This is a genomic window from Pseudoxanthomonas kalamensis DSM 18571 (assembly GCF_010211745.1).
Taxonomy (GTDB): domain Bacteria; phylum Pseudomonadota; class Gammaproteobacteria; order Xanthomonadales; family Xanthomonadaceae; genus Pseudoxanthomonas_A; species Pseudoxanthomonas_A kalamensis.
This window is the reverse complement of record NZ_PDWQ01000004.1, coordinates 316,108-333,442: the sequence shown is the minus strand read 5'-3', so window position 1 is coordinate 333,442 and position 17,335 is coordinate 316,108. Positions and strand designations below refer to the sequence as shown.

At 66.3% G+C, this 17,335-nt stretch carries 19 protein-coding genes and 1 tRNA gene; 5 read left to right on the top strand and 15 right to left on the bottom strand.

Going from position 1 to position 17,335, the window contains the following annotated elements:
- Positions 1-9 precede the first annotated feature (9 nt).
- From CSC70_RS10205 to tviB, 5 genes are all read right to left on the bottom strand, one after another.
- Complete coding sequence (locus tag CSC70_RS10205) at positions 10-753, bottom strand: P-loop NTPase family protein (protein WP_162456525.1); 744 nt, start codon at positions 751-753, stop codon at positions 10-12.
- Positions 750-2,258: an XrtA system polysaccharide chain length determinant gene (locus CSC70_RS10200; protein ID WP_162456524.1), complete on the bottom strand. Its 1,509-nt coding sequence runs from the start codon at positions 2,256-2,258 to the stop codon at positions 750-752. Before CSC70_RS10200 ends, CSC70_RS10205 begins: the two co-directional genes overlap by 4 nt.
- Before the next feature lie 62 nt (positions 2,259-2,320).
- Positions 2,321-2,944: an XrtA/PEP-CTERM system exopolysaccharide export protein gene (locus tag CSC70_RS10195; protein WP_162456523.1), complete on the bottom strand. Its 624-nt coding sequence runs from the start codon at positions 2,942-2,944 to the stop codon at positions 2,321-2,323.
- A 78-nt stretch (positions 2,945-3,022) separates the two neighbouring features.
- Positions 3,023-4,030: an NAD-dependent epimerase gene (locus tag CSC70_RS10190; protein ID WP_162456522.1), complete on the bottom strand. Its 1,008-nt coding sequence runs from the start codon at positions 4,028-4,030 to the stop codon at positions 3,023-3,025.
- 21 nt (positions 4,031-4,051) lie between these two features.
- The gene (gene tviB / locus CSC70_RS10185) at positions 4,052-5,341 is read right to left on the bottom strand and encodes a Vi polysaccharide biosynthesis UDP-N-acetylglucosamine C-6 dehydrogenase TviB (protein WP_281349607.1); all 1,290 of its coding nucleotides are present in this window, start codon (positions 5,339-5,341) and stop codon (positions 4,052-4,054) included.
- Between the two features lie 274 nt (positions 5,342-5,615).
- Here tviB and galE point away from each other — a divergent pair, with 274 nt between their 5' ends.
- Positions 5,616-6,629 carry a UDP-glucose 4-epimerase GalE gene (gene galE, locus CSC70_RS10180; RefSeq protein ID WP_162456521.1) on the top strand — a complete coding sequence of 338 codons (1,014 nt, stop codon included), beginning with the start codon at positions 5,616-5,618 and terminating at the stop codon, positions 6,627-6,629.
- Between the two features lie 10 nt (positions 6,630-6,639).
- On the opposite strand, the gene CSC70_RS10175 is transcribed toward galE, so the two are convergent.
- The 8 genes from CSC70_RS10175 to CSC70_RS10145 all read right to left on the bottom strand — a co-directional run bounded on the left by CSC70_RS10175 (position 6,640) and on the right by CSC70_RS10145 (position 13,181).
- The gene (locus CSC70_RS10175) at positions 6,640-7,479 is read right to left on the bottom strand and encodes an alpha/beta hydrolase family protein (protein ID WP_162456520.1); all 840 of its coding nucleotides are present in this window, start codon (positions 7,477-7,479) and stop codon (positions 6,640-6,642) included.
- Positions 7,476-8,285: a bifunctional hydroxymethylpyrimidine kinase/phosphomethylpyrimidine kinase gene (gene thiD, locus CSC70_RS10170; protein WP_162456519.1), complete on the bottom strand. Its 810-nt coding sequence runs from the start codon at positions 8,283-8,285 to the stop codon at positions 7,476-7,478. The genes CSC70_RS10175 and thiD overlap by 4 nt, the downstream gene beginning before the upstream one ends.
- Before the next feature lie 48 nt (positions 8,286-8,333).
- Positions 8,334-10,055, bottom strand: a complete 1,722-nt coding sequence (locus CSC70_RS10165) for a SulP family inorganic anion transporter (protein WP_162456590.1) — start codon at positions 10,053-10,055, stop codon at positions 8,334-8,336.
- Positions 10,055-10,306 (bottom strand): helix-turn-helix domain-containing protein, encoded by a 252-nt coding sequence (locus CSC70_RS10160; protein WP_162456518.1) that lies wholly within the window; start codon positions 10,304-10,306, stop codon positions 10,055-10,057. Before CSC70_RS10160 ends, CSC70_RS10165 begins: the two co-directional genes overlap by 1 nt.
- 159 nt (positions 10,307-10,465) lie before the next feature.
- A complete protein-coding gene (locus CSC70_RS10155) occupies positions 10,466-11,866 on the bottom strand; it encodes a PhoH family protein (RefSeq protein ID WP_162456589.1) in 1,401 nt (466 codons plus the stop codon).
- 118 nt (positions 11,867-11,984) lie between these two features.
- Complete coding sequence (locus CSC70_RS10150; RefSeq protein ID WP_162456517.1) at positions 11,985-12,467, bottom strand: peroxiredoxin; 483 nt, start codon at positions 12,465-12,467, stop codon at positions 11,985-11,987.
- Entirely contained in the window at positions 12,464-12,589 is a 126-nt protein-coding gene (locus tag CSC70_RS14820) for a hypothetical protein (RefSeq protein WP_281349606.1), read from the bottom strand. The genes CSC70_RS10150 and CSC70_RS14820 overlap by 4 nt, the downstream gene beginning before the upstream one ends.
- Positions 12,590-12,605: 16 nt before the next feature.
- Positions 12,606-13,181 carry a glycine cleavage system transcriptional repressor gene (locus CSC70_RS10145; protein ID WP_211369465.1) on the bottom strand — a complete coding sequence of 192 codons (576 nt, stop codon included), beginning with the start codon at positions 13,179-13,181 and terminating at the stop codon, positions 12,606-12,608.
- Between the two features lie 181 nt (positions 13,182-13,362).
- Here CSC70_RS10145 and CSC70_RS10140 point away from each other — a divergent pair, with 181 nt between their 5' ends.
- The gene (locus CSC70_RS10140; RefSeq protein WP_162456515.1) at positions 13,363-13,872 is read left to right on the top strand and encodes a hypothetical protein; all 510 of its coding nucleotides are present in this window, start codon (positions 13,363-13,365) and stop codon (positions 13,870-13,872) included.
- Positions 13,873-13,968: 96 nt separating this feature from the next.
- Here the strand turns inward: CSC70_RS10140 and fdxA are convergent, their stop codons facing one another.
- Together fdxA and CSC70_RS10130 are read right to left on the bottom strand one after the other, a co-directional pair.
- Positions 13,969-14,292, bottom strand: coding sequence for a ferredoxin FdxA (gene fdxA / locus CSC70_RS10135; protein ID WP_162456514.1), 324 nt, complete (start codon positions 14,290-14,292; stop codon positions 13,969-13,971).
- Positions 14,293-14,479: 187 nt separating this feature from the next.
- Positions 14,480-14,554, bottom strand: a tRNA-Glu gene (locus CSC70_RS10130).
- A 96-nt stretch (positions 14,555-14,650) separates the two neighbouring features.
- Between CSC70_RS10130 and pcnB the strand changes: the two genes are divergently transcribed.
- From pcnB to panB, 3 genes are read left to right on the top strand one after another with little or no spacing between them, the layout of a single operon-like run.
- Positions 14,651-15,979, top strand: a complete 1,329-nt coding sequence (gene pcnB / locus CSC70_RS10125; protein WP_162456588.1) for a polynucleotide adenylyltransferase PcnB — start codon at positions 14,651-14,653, stop codon at positions 15,977-15,979.
- The gene (gene folK, locus CSC70_RS10120) at positions 15,976-16,497 is read left to right on the top strand and encodes a 2-amino-4-hydroxy-6-hydroxymethyldihydropteridine diphosphokinase (protein WP_162456513.1); all 522 of its coding nucleotides are present in this window, start codon (positions 15,976-15,978) and stop codon (positions 16,495-16,497) included. The genes pcnB and folK overlap by 4 nt, the downstream gene beginning before the upstream one ends.
- Positions 16,494-17,306, top strand: a complete 813-nt coding sequence (gene panB, locus CSC70_RS10115) for a 3-methyl-2-oxobutanoate hydroxymethyltransferase (RefSeq protein WP_162456512.1) — start codon at positions 16,494-16,496, stop codon at positions 17,304-17,306. The genes folK and panB overlap by 4 nt, the downstream gene beginning before the upstream one ends.
- The last annotated feature ends 29 nt before the right edge of the window (positions 17,307-17,335 follow it).

Below are 17,335 nucleotides of genomic sequence, written 5' to 3'. Positions count from 1 at the left end.
ACCTCTCCTTCATGCGCCTTCGTTGAACACCACGCCGGCGAATTTTTTCGGGTCGAAATTGACGGCGGCCTGCGAGATGGTGGCCGGGGTGTCGCGCCCATAGCCGGCGACCAGTACAACCACATCGGCGAGATCGGACAGGATGCGTGCGTCGGGTGCGCCGCGTACCGGAGGACCATCGAGGAAAAGATGGCAGTCGGGATAGCTGCTTCGCAGCGAGTCCAGCAGCAGGCGCATGCGCGAGGAGGAGAAGTATTCTGCGCCGGTTTCGCGCGAACGTCCCGCTGGCAGCAGCCGCAAACGCGGAACGCCGGTATCGTACAGCACGCTGTCGGCGTCGACGCCCTGATCTTCCAGATAGTCGACCAGTCCGCCCTGTTGAGCGTTCAGCTTCATGGTGCGGTCCTGCGAAGGATGGCGCAGGTCGCAATCCATCAACAGGGCACTTTTGGTTTCGTCGAAGGCCACCGCAGCAGCCAGGTTGCGCGCGACGAAGCTGCCGCCGCTGCCGCGACTGACTGGAACCACCAGCGTGATGAAGCTACCCTCGGCCATCGCCAGCAATTGCGTCCTGAGCTCGCGAAAGGCATCGACTTCGCGACGCGCAGTGTCGCTACGGTAGATGGTCGCGCGATCCTCCATCTGCACCGGGCTGAGCGCGGTGGACGGTACGTGCGGGGCAATGGAACGGCCGGATACGCGAAACTCGTCGTTGTCGTATCCATCCCGGCGTGTAGGGAGTGCATTGCTCATAGTGCGCCCGTCGATTTCAGCAGGTAGACAAGTCCGTATGCCACCGGCACGGTCAGGAATACCGTGGCGGCTATTGCATATCGGCGGAAATGCCGACGCCGGTCCCGTCCGGTGACATAGGACGGAATGGTGCTCAGTACCGGGAGCCTGGCTTCACTCTCGATCTGGGAGGCTGAGCGCACGCGAGGATCGAACTTGATCATGGAGAACAGCAGCCCCAGCGAAGCCAGCAGGCCGAGCAGCAGCCCGGCGACGGCCACATGCATGGTGCGCAGGCCGCTTGGGCGCAACGGCATGGCCGCAGGCTCCTGGATACGGAAGGTCAAGCCGCGGCGTTCGGCATCCAGGTTCATCGATACGCGCGCGTTTTCGCGGCGTTTCAGGAGATCCTGGTAGAGGTCCCGATTGACTTCGTAGTCGCGCGTCAGTTCTGCCAGTTTGCTTTCCGACGAGGCAATGCGATTGCTGCGGGCAAGCTCGTTCGACAGCATCGCCTCGGCGCTGGAAATACGTGCGGAAGTGGCGGCAGATTGCCGGCGCGCATCCGCCAGCTTGCTCTTGAGTTCGCCGTACAGCGGATTGAATGCAGCCGGGCCGTCGAGCGACTGGCCGGCGCTGGACACCCGCGGCCGCGATTCCTCGCGACGAAGTTCTTCCTGCAGGTCGGCGATCTGATGCTGGACGCGCATGACATCAGGATGGCGGTCGGTGTATTGCAGCAGAAGGCGGTCGCGTTCGGCCTGGAGTTCGGCCAGGCGTGCGCGGAACTGGCCGGCACGGGTCTGCACCAGAGTGATTTCGCTTTCGCCGGACAATTGGGATTGCAGGGCGGATTCGCGCGAATGCGCGTCAATGAGGTCCATCCGCGAGGACTCGATGATCCGGCGCAACTCGCCGATGCGAGCGTTGACGTCGGCATCGGTGCCGGGGCGGGCATCCGGATTGGTTTGGCGGAAATCTTCGAGGTCGGCCTCGGCCTGGGTCAGCTTGTCGTGATATTGCTTGACTTGGGAATCGATGAAGGCATAGGCCTCGCTGCTCTCGCGTTCCTTGGTCGCCAGGCTCTCGCTGATCACGAGGTCGGCGAGACGCTTGGTGACGTGGAATGCGCGCTCAGGGTCGGAGTCGGTATACGCGATGTCGATCAGGTTGGGGCTGCTGTTCGAAATCGTGGTGCGGTCGACGATCTTCTCGATCAGTTTTTCCTGTTCGAGCGGTGAGGGATCGTCTTCCATCCAGCCGCCGGTTTCCAGTATCTCGTCCATGACGCGGCGACTGAAGGCCACTTCGCGCAGGATGCTGGCGCGGTCGTTGACGCTGGTGGCCACCGCGCGACCTTCCATCAGCGGCGCGATGATGTTGCGGTCTTCTACGAAGATGCTGGTCGTCGATGAATATTTCTTGGGCAACAGCAAGCCGACAAGCAGCGCCATCAGCGCGATTGCCGTGAAAATTCCGGCAAGTATGACCGGCCGGCGCTGAATCTCCTTCAGGCCGATCGGCAATATGGACAACAGTTGTTGCGAGCCTGGTTTTTCGGCATCCGACCAGGTGGCGAGTGGAGTGTTCACAGACTGCGTTCCGGCACCGTGATGACGTCGCCGGGGGCGACCGTGAAGTTGGTGGACAGGTCACCGCGGTTGAGGATGCGGTCCAGTCGGACGTCGTAGCTCTGGGTGGCTTCACCGCTCTTCCGGTACAGGCTGGAACGGTCAGGAGCGGCGAATTCGGTCAGTCCGCCGGCGGCCAGAACGGCATCGAGCACGGTCATCCCCGGACGATAGGGAATCGAGACGGGCTGCCGTACCGCGCCGGTCACGCGGATGCGGGACAGGTATTCATGGCTGCGCAGTTCGGTCAGGATGACCGCCACCTGCGGGTCGCGTACGTAGGCCGCCAGCTTTTCCTGGATGCTCTGGCCGACTTCCGAAGGCGTATGACCGGCAGCGGCGACATCGCCGATGAGCGGAACCGAAATCATGCCGTCGGGACGGACCGGGACCGTAATGCCCAGTTCGGGATTGCGCCAGACCGAAACCTGGACGATGTCGTCGACGCCGATCTGATAGGCATCGACCGCAATGGCGCTTTCCGGAGCGGGCGGGGGCGATGCGTTACCGCCGGAACTGGCGCAGGAGCTCAGCAGCAGGCCGATGCAGATGGCGAAGGCAATGGCGAAAATACGGGTCATGGCGATATCCCCTGAATAATGTCCTGAACAACGCAGGAAGAGGGCTCCTCCGGCCAGTCGGCTGGAGGTCGGTTGTGTTCAGATTCGGTAATACGTGCGATACCAGTCCACGAACCTGCGGATGCCGGTTTCGACCGGTGTATCCGGCCGGTAGTCGACATCGCGCTGCAGGGCGACGACGTCGGCGCAGGTGTCGGGGACGTCGCCGGGTTGTAATGGCAGCAGGTTCATTTCCGCCTTGCGGCCGAGGCATTCTTCCAGCACCCGGATGTAATGCAGCAGCTCCACCGGGTTGTGGTTGCCGATGTTGTAGACCCGGTACGGGGCCGAGGAGGTGGCCGGGGAAGGAGCCAGCGGATCGTAGGACGGGTCGGGGCCCGGGACATGGTCCAAGGTGCGGATCACGCCTTCGACGATGTCGTCGATGTAGGTGAAGTCGCGGGTGTGGCGGCCGTGGTTGAACACGTCGATCGGCTTGCCGGCCAGGATGTTCTTGGTGAACAGGAACAACGCCATGTCCGGCCGGCCCCAGGGGCCGTACACGGTGAAGAAGCGCAGGCCGGTGGTCGGCAGGCCGAATAGATGGCTGTAGGTGTGGGCCATCAGCTCGTTCGCCTTCTTGGTCGCCGCGTACAGGCTGACTGGATGGTCGACGCTGTCCTCGACCGCGAACGGCAGCTTGCGGTTGGCGCCGTAGACCGAGCTGGACGAGGCGTAGACCAGGTGCTCGACGTCGCGATGGCGGCAGGCTTCCAGAATGTTGATGAAGCCGGTGATGTTGCTGTCGATGTAGGCCTGCGGGTTTTCCAGCGAGTAGCGCACGCCGGCCTGCGCGGCCAGATTGACCACGCGCTGCGGGCGGAAGCGATCGAAGGCGGCTTCCAATGCGGCCCGGTCCTCGAGCGAGGCCTGGACGAAATCGAAACCTGGCAGCGGCGTCAGCCGATCCAGCCGCGCCTGTTTCAGGGTGGGATCGTAATAGGCGTTCAGGTTGTCGTAGCCCAGCACCTCGTCGCCACGTTCGAGCAGACGGTGGCTGAGATGGGAGCCGATGAAGCCGGCGGCGCCGGTGACCAGTACGCGCATGGAATCGGTTCTCTATTGGTATTACAGGCAGTCGTCCACGCACTCACGGGGCAGGGCGCGCTTGACGTCGAACAGCACCGCTTCGGGCTTGCCGAAGGCGCGGACGCCATCGCTGCCCAGCCCGATGAACTGGTCGTGGGACACCGCCAGGATCATCGCATCGTAGGCGCCGGCCTCGGGTTCGGCGATCAGGTCGATGCCGTATTCGTGGCGCGCTTCCTCGCGGCTGACCCATGGGTCGTACACGTCGACATTGGCGTTGTAGCTGCGCAGTTCGGCGATGATGTCGACCACGCGGGTATTGCGCAGATCCGGACAGTTCTCCTTGAACGCCAGGCCCAGGATCAGCACCTTCGCGCCCGGGGTGGGCAGACCGCGACTGGCCATCAGCTTGGCCACCCGCTGGGCGACATGGCTGCCCATGTCGTCGTTGATCCGGCGTCCGGCCAGGATCACCTCGGGGTGGTAGCCGATCTGCTGGGCCTTGTGGGTCAGGTAGTACGGGTCCACGCCGATGCAGTGGCCGCCGACCAGGCCGGGACGGAACGGCAGGAAGTTCCACTTGGTTCCAGCAGCTTCGAGTACTTCGTGGGTATCGATGCCGAGGCGGTGGAAGATCAGCGCCAGTTCGTTGATCAGGGCGATGTTGACGTCGCGCTGGGTGTTCTCGATGACCTTGGCCGCTTCGGCCACGCGGATGCTGGAGGCCTTGTGGGTGCCGGCGGTGATGATGCTGGCGTACAGCCGGTCGACGAAATCGGCCGCATCCGCGGTCGAACCGGAAGTCACTTTCAGGATGGTTTCCAGCCGGTGCTGCTTGTCGCCGGGATTGATCCGTTCCGGGCTGTAGCCGGCGAAGAAATCCTGGTTGAAGCGCAGGCCGGATTCGCGCTCGATGATCGGCACGCAGGCCTCTTCGGTGGCGCCCGGGTACACGGTCGATTCGAAGATGGCCACGCCACCGGGCCGGATCGCACGACCGACGGTGCGGCTGGCCGATTCCAGCGGGCGCAGGTCGGGGCGCTTGTAGTCGTCGATCGGGGTCGGCACGGTGACGATGAACACGTTGCAGCCGGCCAGCGCGGCCGGGTCGTCGCTGAACTCCAGCTTGTCCGCTGCCGCCAGTTCTTCGGCCGACACTTCCAGGGTGTGGTCGCGTTGCTGGCGCAGTTCGGCCACGCGGCTGCCGTTGATGTCGAAACCGAGAGTCGGGTAGCGCTTGCCGAAGGCCACGGCCAGCGGCAGGCCCACGTAACCCAGACCGATCACGGCAATCCGCACTTGGTCGAGGGCGGGCAAGGATGTGCTCATTGGTAAGAGGATTCCCCTGTGTTTCTGTTCGCCCGTGCTTGCCGGGGCGGCTGTTTGCCGACGGGAGGTATTCCGTCGCTGCCAGTCAGATACGATATGCAGAGACATTGTAGGACAGCCTTGGTTTGCTGCCGTTCACTTGCTGTGCGGTGAAGCGTTGCAGTGGCCGCTGAAATGCGGGAGGCGCGTTCATTAGGTCATGTGAGTGGGTGCGCGGCTTGCCGTTGGTGCGGCCCGACCGGGTTGGGGCATCAGGACGGAAGCGGAGAGATCCATGAGGATCGTGTTGTGCGGGGGTGCGGGTTACATTGGCGGACATGCCGCCGTGGTGCTGGCACAGCGCGGCCACGAAGTGGCTATTGTCGACAATCTGTCGAACAGTTCGGCGCGCGCGGTGGAGCGGCTGGGCGAAGTGGCTGGCATGCCGTTCGAATTCCATCATCTGGATATCCGCGACGCTGCGGCGATGGACCGGATGTTCGCGCTGCGCCCGGTCGATGCGGTGATGCATTTCGCGGCGCTGAAGGCGGTCGGCGAATCCTGCGAGAAGCCGCTGGACTACTTCGACAACAACATCGGTGGCAGCATCGCCCTGTTGCAGGCGATGCGCCGGGCCGGAGTGCGGCGGCTGGTGTTCAGCTCGTCGGCGACCGTCTACGGCGACCCGGAGCGGGTGCCGGTCACCGAGGACGCGCGCCTGCAGGTCAGCAACCCCTATGGCCGCACCAAGCTGGTCGTGGAGGAACTGATCGGCGACCTGTGCCGAGCGCAGGCGGATTTCCGTGCGGCTAACCTGCGCTACTTCAATCCGGTCGGCGCGCACGAGTCGGGACTGATCGGCGAAGCCCCCGGCGGCATCCCCAACAACCTGATGCCGTACATCTGCCAGGTGGCGGTGGGCCGGCGACCGGAACTGAGCGTGTTCGGCGGCGACTGGCCGACCGTGGACGGTACCGGCGTGCGCGACTACATCCACGTGATGGATCTGGCGCGGGCACATGCCGATGCGCTCGACTACCTGGTCCGCGAGGACCGCAACCTGACCGTGAACCTGGGCACCGGCCGCGGCGTCAGCGTGCTGGAACTGGTGCAGGCTTTCGCCGAAGCGTCCGGGCGCGAGATCCCGTACCGGATCGTCGGACGCCGCGACGGCGACGTGGCCGAGGTCTTCGCCGACCCCTCGCTGGCGCAGCGCCTGCTGGGCTGGCGGGCGGAGCTGGACGTGCGGGCGATGTGCCGCGATGCCTGGCGCTGGCAGTCGGCCAACCCGGACGACTACGCGGACTGAGCCGGTCCGGTCACTCTAGCAGGCAGTCGACCACCTTGCCGGGCTGCTTCATCCAGGCGAAGTGATCGGCGCGCGCGCCGAGCTGGGCGGCATCCAGGCCGATGACCTTGGATTGCGCTGGCGCCAGCTTGCCGGTCAGCGCCTTCAGCGAGCCGACCGGCGCCAGCCAGTCGTCGGCCAGCAGCACGCCGTGGACCGGGATCGCCAGCGCCGACAGCGCGGCTTCGAAATCGACGTCCATCCCGGCCGCCGCATAGCGGCCGGTCAGGCCGACCCGCGCCCAGTCGCGGATCAGGCCGCGCGATTCCACCCCGCCGAACCCCAGCCGGCGTCCGTTCAGGCGCCCGCGTCGCTGCGCCAGCCACGGCAGGAAGCGGTACAGCGGCGGCAGCAGGTAGCGTCGCGGGGACGGGAAGCTGCGCCAGTACGGGCTGCCGCTGGCGACCAGCCACAGTTGGGCGTAGTCCTGCGGATTCAGCGCCGCGTGGCAGCAGGCCAGTTGCCCGCCCAGGCTGTGGCCGCCGATGTAGCACGGCTGGCCCGGTAGCCGTTCCGCTAGCGCCTGCCGGCTCAGTGGCAGGTCGATGGTCAGGATCTCGCGATAACCCCAGTCGTGTTCGCGGTCCGGGCGCAGGCTGCTGCTGCCATTGCCGCGCCATTCGTGGACGAATACCGCCACCCCGCGTTCGGCCAGCACTTCGGCGAAAGGCAGGTAGTGCCTGGCCGCCACCCCCAGCGCCGGCAGCCATAGCAGGGCGGCTTGCGGCGCGTCCGGCAGGCGGGCCAGCAGGGTCCAGGCATGGTCGTCGTCGGCCGACAGCGCAATGTCGGAAGCGTGGATCGTGCTCATGCGGGCAGGGCGGCGCCGAAGTGGTCGAGTACCTGCACGTCGCCGCGGCCGGGGCGATAGCCCAGGCGCAGGGCGCGATGCACATAGTCGGACGCGGCACGGCAGGCCTTCGGCAGCGTTTGGCCGAGGCACAGCTGGGCGGCGATCGCCGAAGCCAGGGTGCAGCCGGTGCCGTGGCCGTTGGCGGACAGCCGCGGATGTGCCGTTTCGACGATGCCGTCGGCATCGGCATACAGGTCGATCACGTCGCCATCGCCGGGCAGATGCCCGCCTTTCAGGAATACCGCGCGCGCGCCCTGCGCTAGCAGTTCGTCAGCGGCACGGCGCATGGCGTCGGCATTGTCGATGGCATGACCCAGCAGCAGCTCGGCTTCGGGCAGGTTGGGGGTGATCACCGAAGCCAGTGGCAGCAGCCGCGTGCGCAGCGCGTCCAGCGCGTCCTCTCGCAGCAGCCGGGCGCCGGAAGTGGCGACCATGACCGGGTCGAGCACGACAAAGCGGGGGCGGTGCGCTTCCAGTATGTCTGCGACGGCATCGATGACCTCCGCGGTGGCCAGCATGCCCAGCTTGACCGCGCCGATTCCGAAATCATCGAAACAGGCTTCCAGCTGCGCGCGCAGGAAAGCCGTCGACGGCACGTCGACCGCGCTGACGCCACGGGTGTTCTGCGCGGTCAGCGCGGCGATCGCCGACAGGCCATGCACGCGATGGGCGGCGAAGGTCTTCAGATCGGCCTGGATACCGGCGCCGCCGCCGGAATCGGAGCCGGCGATGGTCAGGGCCGAAACGACGGAAGGGGTCTGCATGCCGCGTATTGTGCCGGATGCGGCGCATGGCGCGCCGTGGCGCCGTAGTCAGGCTGCCGGCGTCGGGTGTTCGATCATCGAGTGCGCCAGTTTCACCGCGCGTTCGAAGTTGGAAACGAAGTGCAACTCGCCGGGATGTTCATCCAGCCGCATGCCGGAGATCACCCGGTTGGGCTGTTCCTGCAGGCCGGAGATGATCAGGGCGATGCCCTGGCGATGGCAGCGTTCGGCCAGCTTCTTCAGCGCGTGCACGCCGCTGGCGTCGATCACCGGCACCAGCCGCATGCGCAGGATGAATACCTTGGGCGGTTCGAAGAACTGGTCCAGCAGGTTGTCCAGCCGGTTGGCCGCGCCGAAGAACAAGGGGCCGCTGATCTGGTAGGCCTCGACGCCCTTGGGCAGCATCGCGCGCTGGCCGAGGTCGGCGGCGCGGGCCGGATCGTCGCCGTGCAGGTCGTCCTCGATCATGCGCACGCCGGAGCTGACTTCCACCGCTTCGGCCATGCGGTACATGAACACGAACGCAGCCAGCACGATGCCGGCCTGGATGGCGACGGTCAGATCCAGGAACACGGTCAGGAAGAAGGTCAGCAGCAGCACCAGGCGGTCGCCGATCGGCGCCGACAGCGTGTTGCGGAAGTTCTCCACCTCGCTCATGTTCCAGGCCACCACCAGCAGCACCGCCGACAGCGCGGCCAGCGGCACGTAGCCCATCAGCGGCGCCAGCAGCAGCATGAACAGCAGCAGGAACAGCGCATGCAGGATGCCGGCCACCGGGGTGCTACCGCCGGAACGGATGTTGGTCGCGGTGCGGGCGATGGCGCCGGTGGCCGGCAACCCGCCGAACAGCGCCGAACCGACGTTGGCCACGCCCTGCGCGACCAGTTCGCCGTTGGAACGGTGGCGACCGCCGGTCATGCCGTCGGCGACCACCGCCGACAGCAGCGACTCCACCCCGGCCAGGAAGGCGATGGTGAAGGCGCTGGGCAGCAGTTCGAAGGTGCGCTCGAACGGGATGTGCGGGAAGTCGAAGCTGGGCAGGGCCGAAGGCAGTTCGCCGAAGCGGGTGCCGATGGTTTCGGCCGGCATGGCGAAGGCCAGGCAGGCCAGGGTGCAGGCCAGCAGCGCGATCAGGAAGCCGGGCCATTTCGGTTTCCAGCGGCGCAGGCCGACGATGACCGCCAGCCCCAGCACGGTCAGCGCCACCGCCGCCGGTTGGGTGCTGGCGATGTGCTCGGCATAGGCGCGCCAGCGTTCGAAGAATTCGGCCGGCACCTGTTCCATCTGCAGGCCCAGCATGTCCTTGACCTGGCTGGAGAAGATGCTGACCGCGATGCCGGCGGTGAAGCCGGTGACCACCGGCTGCGGCATGTATTTCATCAGCGTGCCCAGCCGCAGCAGGCCGGCGGCGATCAGCATCAGCCCGGCCAGCAGCGTGCACAGGATCAGCCCGCCGTAGCCGAACTGCTGGATCACCGAGAACACCACCGGGATGAAGGCCGCGGTCGGACCGCCGATCTGCACCCGCGAGCCGCTGAAGGCCGAGATCAGGAAGCCGGCGATGATCGCCGTGTGCAGGCCCTTGTCCGGCGTGGCGCCGCTGGCGATCGCCAGCGCCATCGACAACGGCAGCGCCACCACCGCCACGGTCAGGCCGGCCACCGCGTCGGTGCGCAGCGTGCGCAGCGAATAGCCTTCGCGCAGCACGGTCAGCAGCTTGGGTTCGAACATCTTCAGGTATTGCTGGCGGTCGAAGCCCGGACTGGCCATCACGTCGGCTCCTTCATCCGCACGCCACGGCCGCGGCCCTGGCTGGGTTGCTCGTTGCCGATCAGTTCCACCCCGGCCGCGTCCAGCGCTTCGACGATCTTGGTCAGCGTGCTGACCGAGCCGCGCACGTGCCCCTGGCTGGTTTCCATGCGCTGGATGGTGGGCAGGGACACCCCGGCCATCGCGGCCAGCTTGCGCTGGTCGATGCCGAGCAGAGCGCGCGCGGCGCGCAATTGGGAGGCGGAGATCATGCGGGAATCAGGCTGTGAAACGCAGCCTGATTTTGGCGCTTCAGATTGGCTTATGCAATCTGCAGATATTCATATTGATGTTTTTTACATCATTATGAGGGGTTGGGTTGTGCTTCTGCTCGTGCGGTTCCTTGGCCCCGCAAAAACCATTTGCGCGAGTCAGAGCACTTCCGACGCGTAATCCGCCAGCCGGGAACGTTCGCCGCGGCGCAGGGTGATGTGCGCGCTGTGGCCCCAGTTCTTGAAGCGGTCCACGGCGTAGGTCAGGCCGGAAGTGGTTTCGGTCAGGTACGGGGTGTCGATCTGTTCCACGTTGCCCAGGCAGACGATCTTGGTGCCGGGGCCGGCGCGGGTGATCAGGGTCTTCATCTGCTTGGGGGTCAGGTTCTGCGCCTCGTCCAGGATCAAGTAGCGGGACAGGAAGGTGCGGCCGCGCATGAAGTTCATCGAGCGGATCTTGATCCGGCTGGCCAGCAGGTCGTTGGTCGCCGCGCGGCCCCAGGCGCCGCCTTCCTGGTTGTGGGTCAGCACTTCCAGGTTGTCGGTCAGCGCGCCCATCCACGGGGTCATCTTTTCCTCCTCGGTGCCGGGCAGGAAACCGATGTCCTCGCCGACGCTGACGGTGGCGCGGGTCATGATGATCTCGCGGTAACGCTGCTGATCCATGGTCTGCGCCAGGCCGGCGGCCAGCGCCAGCAGGGTCTTGCCGGTGCCGGCGGTGCCGAGCAGGGTGACGAAGTCGATTTCCGGGTCCATCAGTGCGTTCAGCGCGAAGTTCTGCTCGCGGTTGCGCGCGGTGATGCCCCAGACCGCGTGCTGGCCGTTGCGGAAGTCGTCCACCAGCGCCAGCGTGGCGCGGTCGTCGCCGACCTTGGTCACCCGCAGTTCGACTTCCTCCTCGCCGGGCAGGTACAGGTACTGGCTGGGATGCCAGTCTTCGTCCGCCGACATCGCGACCTCGTAGCTGGTGCGACCGCTCTTGTCGGTCCACGACTTCAGGTCGGACTGGTGGCGCTCCCAGAAGTCGTCCGGCAACTCGGTGGCGCCGGTGTAGAGCAGGCTGAAATCGTCCAGCGCACGGTCGTTTTCGTAATCCTCGGCGTCCAGGCTGCTGATCGCGGCCTTGATCCGCAGGTTGATGTCCTTGGACACCAGGATGACCGGGGCTTCCGGATGCTCCTCGCGCAGCGCCAGCACCGCGGCCAGGATCTTGTTGTCCGGGATCACGCTGCCGAAGCTGCGGCCCGGATCGATCGGCTGGGTCTGGAAGTGCAGCTTGCCGATCCCGCCTTGGCGCTTGAGCTGCAGCCCCTGCGGATGGGTCAGGGTGATGCCGGCCTGGATGTGCTCGGCGCCGGCGCCTTCGATCAGTTCGTTGAGGAAGCGGCTGACCTGGCGGGCGTTGCGGCTGACTTCGGACGTGCCCTTCTTGGCGTTGTCCAGTTCCTCGATGACCTGCATCGGCAGGTAGACGTCGTGTTCCTCGAACTTGAACAGCGCGGTCGGGTCGTGCATCAGCACATTGGTATCCAGAACGTAGAGACGCTTGCCCTTGGTCATCATCGGCGTGTCGTGCTCGCTATGGGGATGCGGATTGGGAAGGAGGGGATGGCAGACGGCAAAGCGCGGCCGCGGCCCGCGGGGCGGGGCGGCGCGCTGGGGGTGTCGGAAAGGAAGATCACCGGGATTGCAGGGCCTTCAGCGTGTCCAGCACGTCCTGGGCATGGCCCGGCACCTTGACCCCGCGCCATTCGTGGGCAATGCGGCCATCGGGGGAAATCAGGAAGGTGCTGCGGACCACGCCGAGTACCTTGCGACCGTACATGTTCTTCTCGTGGATGACATCGAAGGCCTTGCACAGCCTTTCGTTGGCATCGCTGACCAGCGGGAAGCGGAAACCCTGCTTGGCGCAGAAGTTGTCGTGCGACTTGACCGAATCGCGCGACACCCCCAGCAGCGCGGCGCCCAGCTTGCCGAATTTCGGCAGCAGGGCGTTGAAGTCCAGGCCTTCGGTGGTGCAGCCCGGGGTGCTGTCCTTGGGGTAGAAATACAGCACCAGCCAGCGGCCGGCGTAATTGGCCAGGGTGGCGGTTTCGCCGCCGGACAGTGTCAGCGGCAGTTTCAGCGTGGTCTTGGTCAGCGCTTTGCCGGTTGCGGTCATTGGCCTGGGTTGTCCTTCGAAGCCTTGCCTTCCAGGGCGTCCATGCGAGCTTTCAGCTTGTCGATTGCGCTTTTCTGCCCGAAAAACACGGCCAGCACGAGGATGAGCAGAAAATATTCCAAGGCGTTCTCCCGGAACTCAGAACTTCATCGGGTCCATGATCGCGTCCAGGTTGAGATGGTCGCAGAATTCGAGGAAATCGTCGCGCAGGGCGGCGATGTGCATGTTGGCCGGCACGCCGATGGTCACCTGCGCCGAGAACATCTCCGCGCTGGTCTGCATGGCGCGGTAGCGGGTGCTCTGCAGGTTTTCGATGGTGATGCCCTGGCGGTCGAAGAAATCGGCGAGCTGGAACAGGATGCCCGGCTTGTCGGCGGCGATGACCTCGACGATGTACGGCAGCAAGTTGCTCTGGACTTCCTTGGCGCCGGTGCGGTACCAGACCAGTTTCAGGCCGTCCTCGCGCTCCAGCCGGGTCATCATGGCCTCCAGCTTGGCCACCGAGTCCCACGAGCCGGTCGCCAGCGCGGTGACCGAGACGTCGCGGCCGACCGTGGACAGGCGTGCATCGACCAGATTGCAGCCGCTGTCGGCGATCCGGCGGGTCACCGCCAGCAGCGGCGACTCCGGATGCGTCGTGTAGGCGTTGATCAGCAGGTGGTTCTCGTTCGGCGAAGGCCGGGGCGTGGAATCGGTCAAAGGGGCTTCCGGCATTGCGAGTGAGTCTGAATGGCAGCCGGTCAGGCGTCCGGCGCAGGGGTCAGCATACTTGCCCGTGCTTTCGCGTCGCAAGTAACATCGCAGCCCATTGCAGCGGCCCCAGGCTGCCGGCCCGGACGATTCCGGTGCAGGCGTCGGCGGGCCCGCCCCTTTGTCACAGCAGGAGTCATCGCCCATGCGCCTTACCGCCACCGTCTCGCGTCCGTTCGCCGTGCTTCTGCTGGCGAGCGTGGTTTTCGGCGTGACCGGCTGCAAATGGTTCAAGAAGGGCAATCCGGACTACGCGATGCCGGCCGAGGCGCGCCCGCTGGAAGTGCCGCCGGACCTGACCGCGCCCAGCACCGCCGGGGCCATGCAGCTGCCGCCCGTGGCCAGCAGCGCGTCCGCGGGGGCTCCGGCCGCGGTGGCCGCTTCGGCGACCGGTTTCAACGTCAGCGGCAACCGCGACGAGATTTTCACCAAGGTTGGCGAGATCCTCGGCGCTACCGAAGGCGTGACCATCGCCAGCGGAGCCCAGCTGCTGGGCACCTACGACGTCAGCTACGACGGCAGCAACTTCCTGGTGCGGGTGGTCGGCGTCGAGGGTGGCGCCTATGTCTCGGCGGTCGATCCGCGTGGCCTGCCGGCCAGCGGCGAAGCTGCGACCCGGTTGATGGCGACCCTGAAGGACAAGCTGGGCAGCTGATTCGCCGGTCCCAGGGTTGAACGAGAAAAGGGCGCCATTGGCGCCCTTTTCGATGATGCCGGCTGCTGCCGTAGCTGCCGCAGGGACGCGCTTCGTTCAGCGCTCCAGCAGTTTCAGCTTGTCCGGCTTGCCTTCCCACTCGTCGGCATCCGGCAGCGGGTCCTTGCGGGTGGTGATCACCGGCCACTGCCGCGAAAGCTCGGCGTTCAGGGCGACGTAGGACTCCTGTCCGGCCGGCACGTCGTCCTCGGGGTAGATCGCGTTGATCGGGCATTCCGGCTCGCACAGGGTGCAGTCGATGCATTCGTCGGGATCGATCACCAGGAAGTTGGGGCCTTCGTGGAAGCAGTCCACGGGGCAGACCTCGACACAGTCGGTGTACTTGCACTTGATGCAGTTTTCGGTGACGACGAAAGGCATGGGGATGTTGCCGGAACGGAGACGAACGGGAATGCGCAAGTTTAATCCAGCCGGCCGCCGCGGATGAGAAGGGTTCTCGTGGCAGGGCGTCGGCACGGCTGGCGGGGCGTTAAGCGGCGAACCCCGCCGAGGCGGGGCCCGGATGGCAGGGCGGTCGCCCTGCCGGGTGCGTCACGCCGGGCCGAAGTGGCGCTCCCTAGGGGACTCGAACCCCTGTTTTAGCCTTGAGAGGGCCACGTCCTAACCTCTAGACGAAGGGAGCGTTTGGGCTGCGCCGGCGTAGCAGATTAGTATATTCGGCTTGGGTCGCTCCGGGCAATCACCCGATACCCCGCGACCGCCTACCGGAACCGCAGTCATCACTTTCCAGGCCGAACTCACCGTCATCCCGCGCGAGCAGCATCCGATTTCGCGCCGCGACATCAGTCCCAATGCCTTGCGCGTGCTGTACCGGCTGCGCGACGGCGGCTATTCCGCTCATCTGGTCGGCGGCGCGGTGCGCGACCTGCTGGTCGGGCAGATCCCGAAGGACTTCGACGTGGCTACCGACGCCACCCCGGAGCAGGTCAAGCAGCTGTTTCGCAACTGCCGGTTGATCGGCCGCCGCTTCCGATTGGCGCATGTGGTGTTCGGCCGCGAGATCATCGAGGTCGCCACCTTCCGCGCCAACAGCGACGACGGCAGCGGGGACCGCGAGATGGACAACGGCCGCCTGGTCCGCGACAACGTCTACGGCAGCATCGAGGAGGATGCGGTGCGCCGCGACTTCACCGCCAACGCGCTGTATTACGCGATCGAGGACTTCTCGGTGCGCGACTACGTTGGCGGCTATGCCGACGTGCTGGCGCGGCGGCTGAAGCTGATCGGCGACCCGGAGCAGCGTTACCGCGAGGACCCGGTGCGGATGCTGCGCGCGGTGCGGCTGGCGGCCAAGCTGCAGTTCGAGATCGAGGCGGCGACCGCCGAACCGATCGCGCGGCTGGCGCCGTTGCTGGCCGAGGCCGCGCCGGCGCGGTTGTTCGAGGAAATGCTGAAGCTGTTCCTGTCCGGGCACGCGGTCGCCAGTTTCGAGGGGCTCGAACGCTACGGCCTGCTGCCGGTCCTGCTGCCGGAGACCGCCGCGGCGCTGGCAGCCAACCGCAGCGGCGCGCTGCGGCGGATGCTGGTCGAAGGCCTGCGCGGCACCGACGTGCGGGTTGCCGGCGACGAGCCGGTCTCGCCGGCCTTCCTGTTCGCCCTGCTGATGTGGCCGGCCTATTGCCGCAGCCTGATGGGCCTGCAGGCGCAGGGCGTGGCGCTGGAGGACGCGCAGCGCCGTGCCGCCGACCGGGTCACCCTGCACCTGCTGGACACGGTGGCGCTGCCGCGGCGGTTCTCGCTGCCGATGCAGGAAATCTGGCTGCTGCAATCGCGTTTCTCCACCCGCCAGCGCAAGCGGGTGATGCGCCTGCTGGCGCACCCGCGTTTCCGCGCCGGCTACGACTTCCTGGCGCTGCGGCTGTTCGCCTCGGACGAGCATGCCGACGATGTGGCCTTCTGGAAGCAGGCGCAAAGCCAGTCCGGCGACGAGCTGTCGGCCAGCCTCGGCGTGGCGCCGCCAGCGGAGGCTTCCACTGACGACGATGCGCCGTCCAAGCGCAGCCGGCGCCGACGCCGGCGCAGCAGTCGCAGCGCCTCGCGCGAATGAATGTGCCGGTGGCGGCCTACATCGGCCTGGGAGGCAATCTCGGCGATGTCGCCGTCACCTTGCGTCAGGCCCTGATCGCGCTGGATGCGCTGCCCGACACGCGCCTGCGGCAGGCTTCCGGCCTGTACGCAACCCCGGCCTGGGGTGTGCGCGAGCAGCCGGATTTCGTCAATGCGGTGGCCGAGCTGGAGACCGGGCTGTCGCCGCGCGGGCTGTTGCAGTCCCTGCTGCGGATCGAGCGCGATTTCGGCCGCGACCGCCGTCACGAGCAGCGCTGGGGACCGCGCCGCCTGGATCTGGACCTGTTGCTGTACGGCGACACGTGCATCGAGGAAGCCGGCCTGAGCGTGCCGCATCCGCAGATGCTGCGCCGAGCCTTCGTGCTGGTGCCACTGCTGGAGATCGCCCCGGACGTGCAGGTGCCGGGCCATGGCCCGGCGCGGAACGCTGTATCCGCGCTGGAATCGGACGAGATGGCGCATATCCGCGCGCTGGACGTGGATAATAGCCCGTCATGAGTACCCACGCCGACAGCAAGCCCTGGACCGTTCCCGCCCTGGCCGAAGCCAAGCGCGACGGCCGCAAGTTGGTGATGCTGACCGCCTACGACAACAGCTTTGCCCGGGTCTTCGACGCTTGTGGTGTCGATCTGGTGCTGGTCGGCGATTCGCTGGGCATGGTGGTGCAGGGGCACGACTCGACCCTGCCGGTGACGGTGGATGCGATCGTCTACCACACCCGCGTGGTTGCGCGCGGCCTGCAGCGTGCCTTGCTGGTTTCGGATCTGCCGTTCCAGTCCGACGCCACCGCCGAGCGCGCGCTGGATGCGTCGGTGCGCTTGCTGCAGGCGGGCGCCGAGATGGTCAAGCTGGAAGGCGCCGGGCACAAGCTGGACGTGATCGGCTTCCTGGTCGAGCGCGACATCCCGGTCTGCGCGCACCTGGGCCTGACCCCGCAGTCGGTGCTGAAATTCGGTGGCTACCGGGTGCAGGGGCGCGAGGCGGCTGCGGCCGAGCAATTGCGCCGCGATGCGCAGGCGGTCGCCGAGGCCGGCGCGCAACTGCTGGTACTGGAGTGCGTGCCTTCGGAGCTGGCCGCGCAGATCACCGCCGAGGTCGCCATTCCCACCATCGGCATCGGCGCCGGCCCCGGCTGCGATGGCCAGGTACTGGTGTTGCACGACATGCTGGGGCTGGATACCGGCCATCGCAAGCCGAAATTCGTCAAGGACTTCCTGGCCGAAGGCGGCTCGGTCGCCGGTGCGGTGCGTGCCTACGCCGAGGCTGTGCGCAGCGGCGTCTTCCCCGACACCGAACACTCCTACTGATCCATGCTTGATTGCCCCACGCCTGATTG

Bases quoted from the DNA above. Each gene is read 5' to 3' on its own strand.
- tviB (WP_281349607.1), bottom strand. From the start codon at position 5,341: ATGAGCACATCCTTGCCCGCCCTCGACCAAGTGCGGATTGCCGTGATC.
- panB (WP_162456512.1), top strand. From the start codon at position 16,494: ATGAGTACCCACGCCGACAGCAAGCCCTGGACCGTTCCCGCCCTGGCC.
- folK (WP_162456513.1), top strand. From the start codon at position 15,976: ATGAATGTGCCGGTGGCGGCCTACATCGGCCTGGGAGGCAATCTCGGC.
- CSC70_RS10195 (WP_162456523.1), bottom strand. From the start codon at position 2,944: ATGACCCGTATTTTCGCCATTGCCTTCGCCATCTGCATCGGCCTGCTG.
- CSC70_RS10165 (WP_162456590.1), bottom strand. From the start codon at position 10,055: ATGGCCAGTCCGGGCTTCGACCGCCAGCAATACCTGAAGATGTTCGAA.
- CSC70_RS10160 (WP_162456518.1), bottom strand. From the start codon at position 10,306: ATGATCTCCGCCTCCCAATTGCGCGCCGCGCGCGCTCTGCTCGGCATC.
- thiD (WP_162456519.1), bottom strand. From the start codon at position 8,285: ATGCAGACCCCTTCCGTCGTTTCGGCCCTGACCATCGCCGGCTCCGAT.
- CSC70_RS10140 (WP_162456515.1), top strand. From the start codon at position 13,363: ATGCGCCTTACCGCCACCGTCTCGCGTCCGTTCGCCGTGCTTCTGCTG.
- CSC70_RS10145 (WP_211369465.1), bottom strand. From the start codon at position 13,181: ATGCCGGAAGCCCCTTTGACCGATTCCACGCCCCGGCCTTCGCCGAAC.
- CSC70_RS10155 (WP_162456589.1), bottom strand. From the start codon at position 11,866: ATGACCAAGGGCAAGCGTCTCTACGTTCTGGATACCAATGTGCTGATG.
- galE (WP_162456521.1), top strand. From the start codon at position 5,616: ATGAGGATCGTGTTGTGCGGGGGTGCGGGTTACATTGGCGGACATGCC.
- CSC70_RS10190 (WP_162456522.1), bottom strand. From the start codon at position 4,030: ATGCGCGTACTGGTCACCGGCGCCGCCGGCTTCATCGGCTCCCATCTC.
- CSC70_RS10175 (WP_162456520.1), bottom strand. From the start codon at position 7,479: ATGAGCACGATCCACGCTTCCGACATTGCGCTGTCGGCCGACGACGAC.
- fdxA (WP_162456514.1), bottom strand. From the start codon at position 14,292: ATGCCTTTCGTCGTCACCGAAAACTGCATCAAGTGCAAGTACACCGAC.
- CSC70_RS10205 (WP_162456525.1), bottom strand. From the start codon at position 753: ATGAGCAATGCACTCCCTACACGCCGGGATGGATACGACAACGACGAG.
- CSC70_RS10150 (WP_162456517.1), bottom strand. From the start codon at position 12,467: ATGACCGCAACCGGCAAAGCGCTGACCAAGACCACGCTGAAACTGCCG.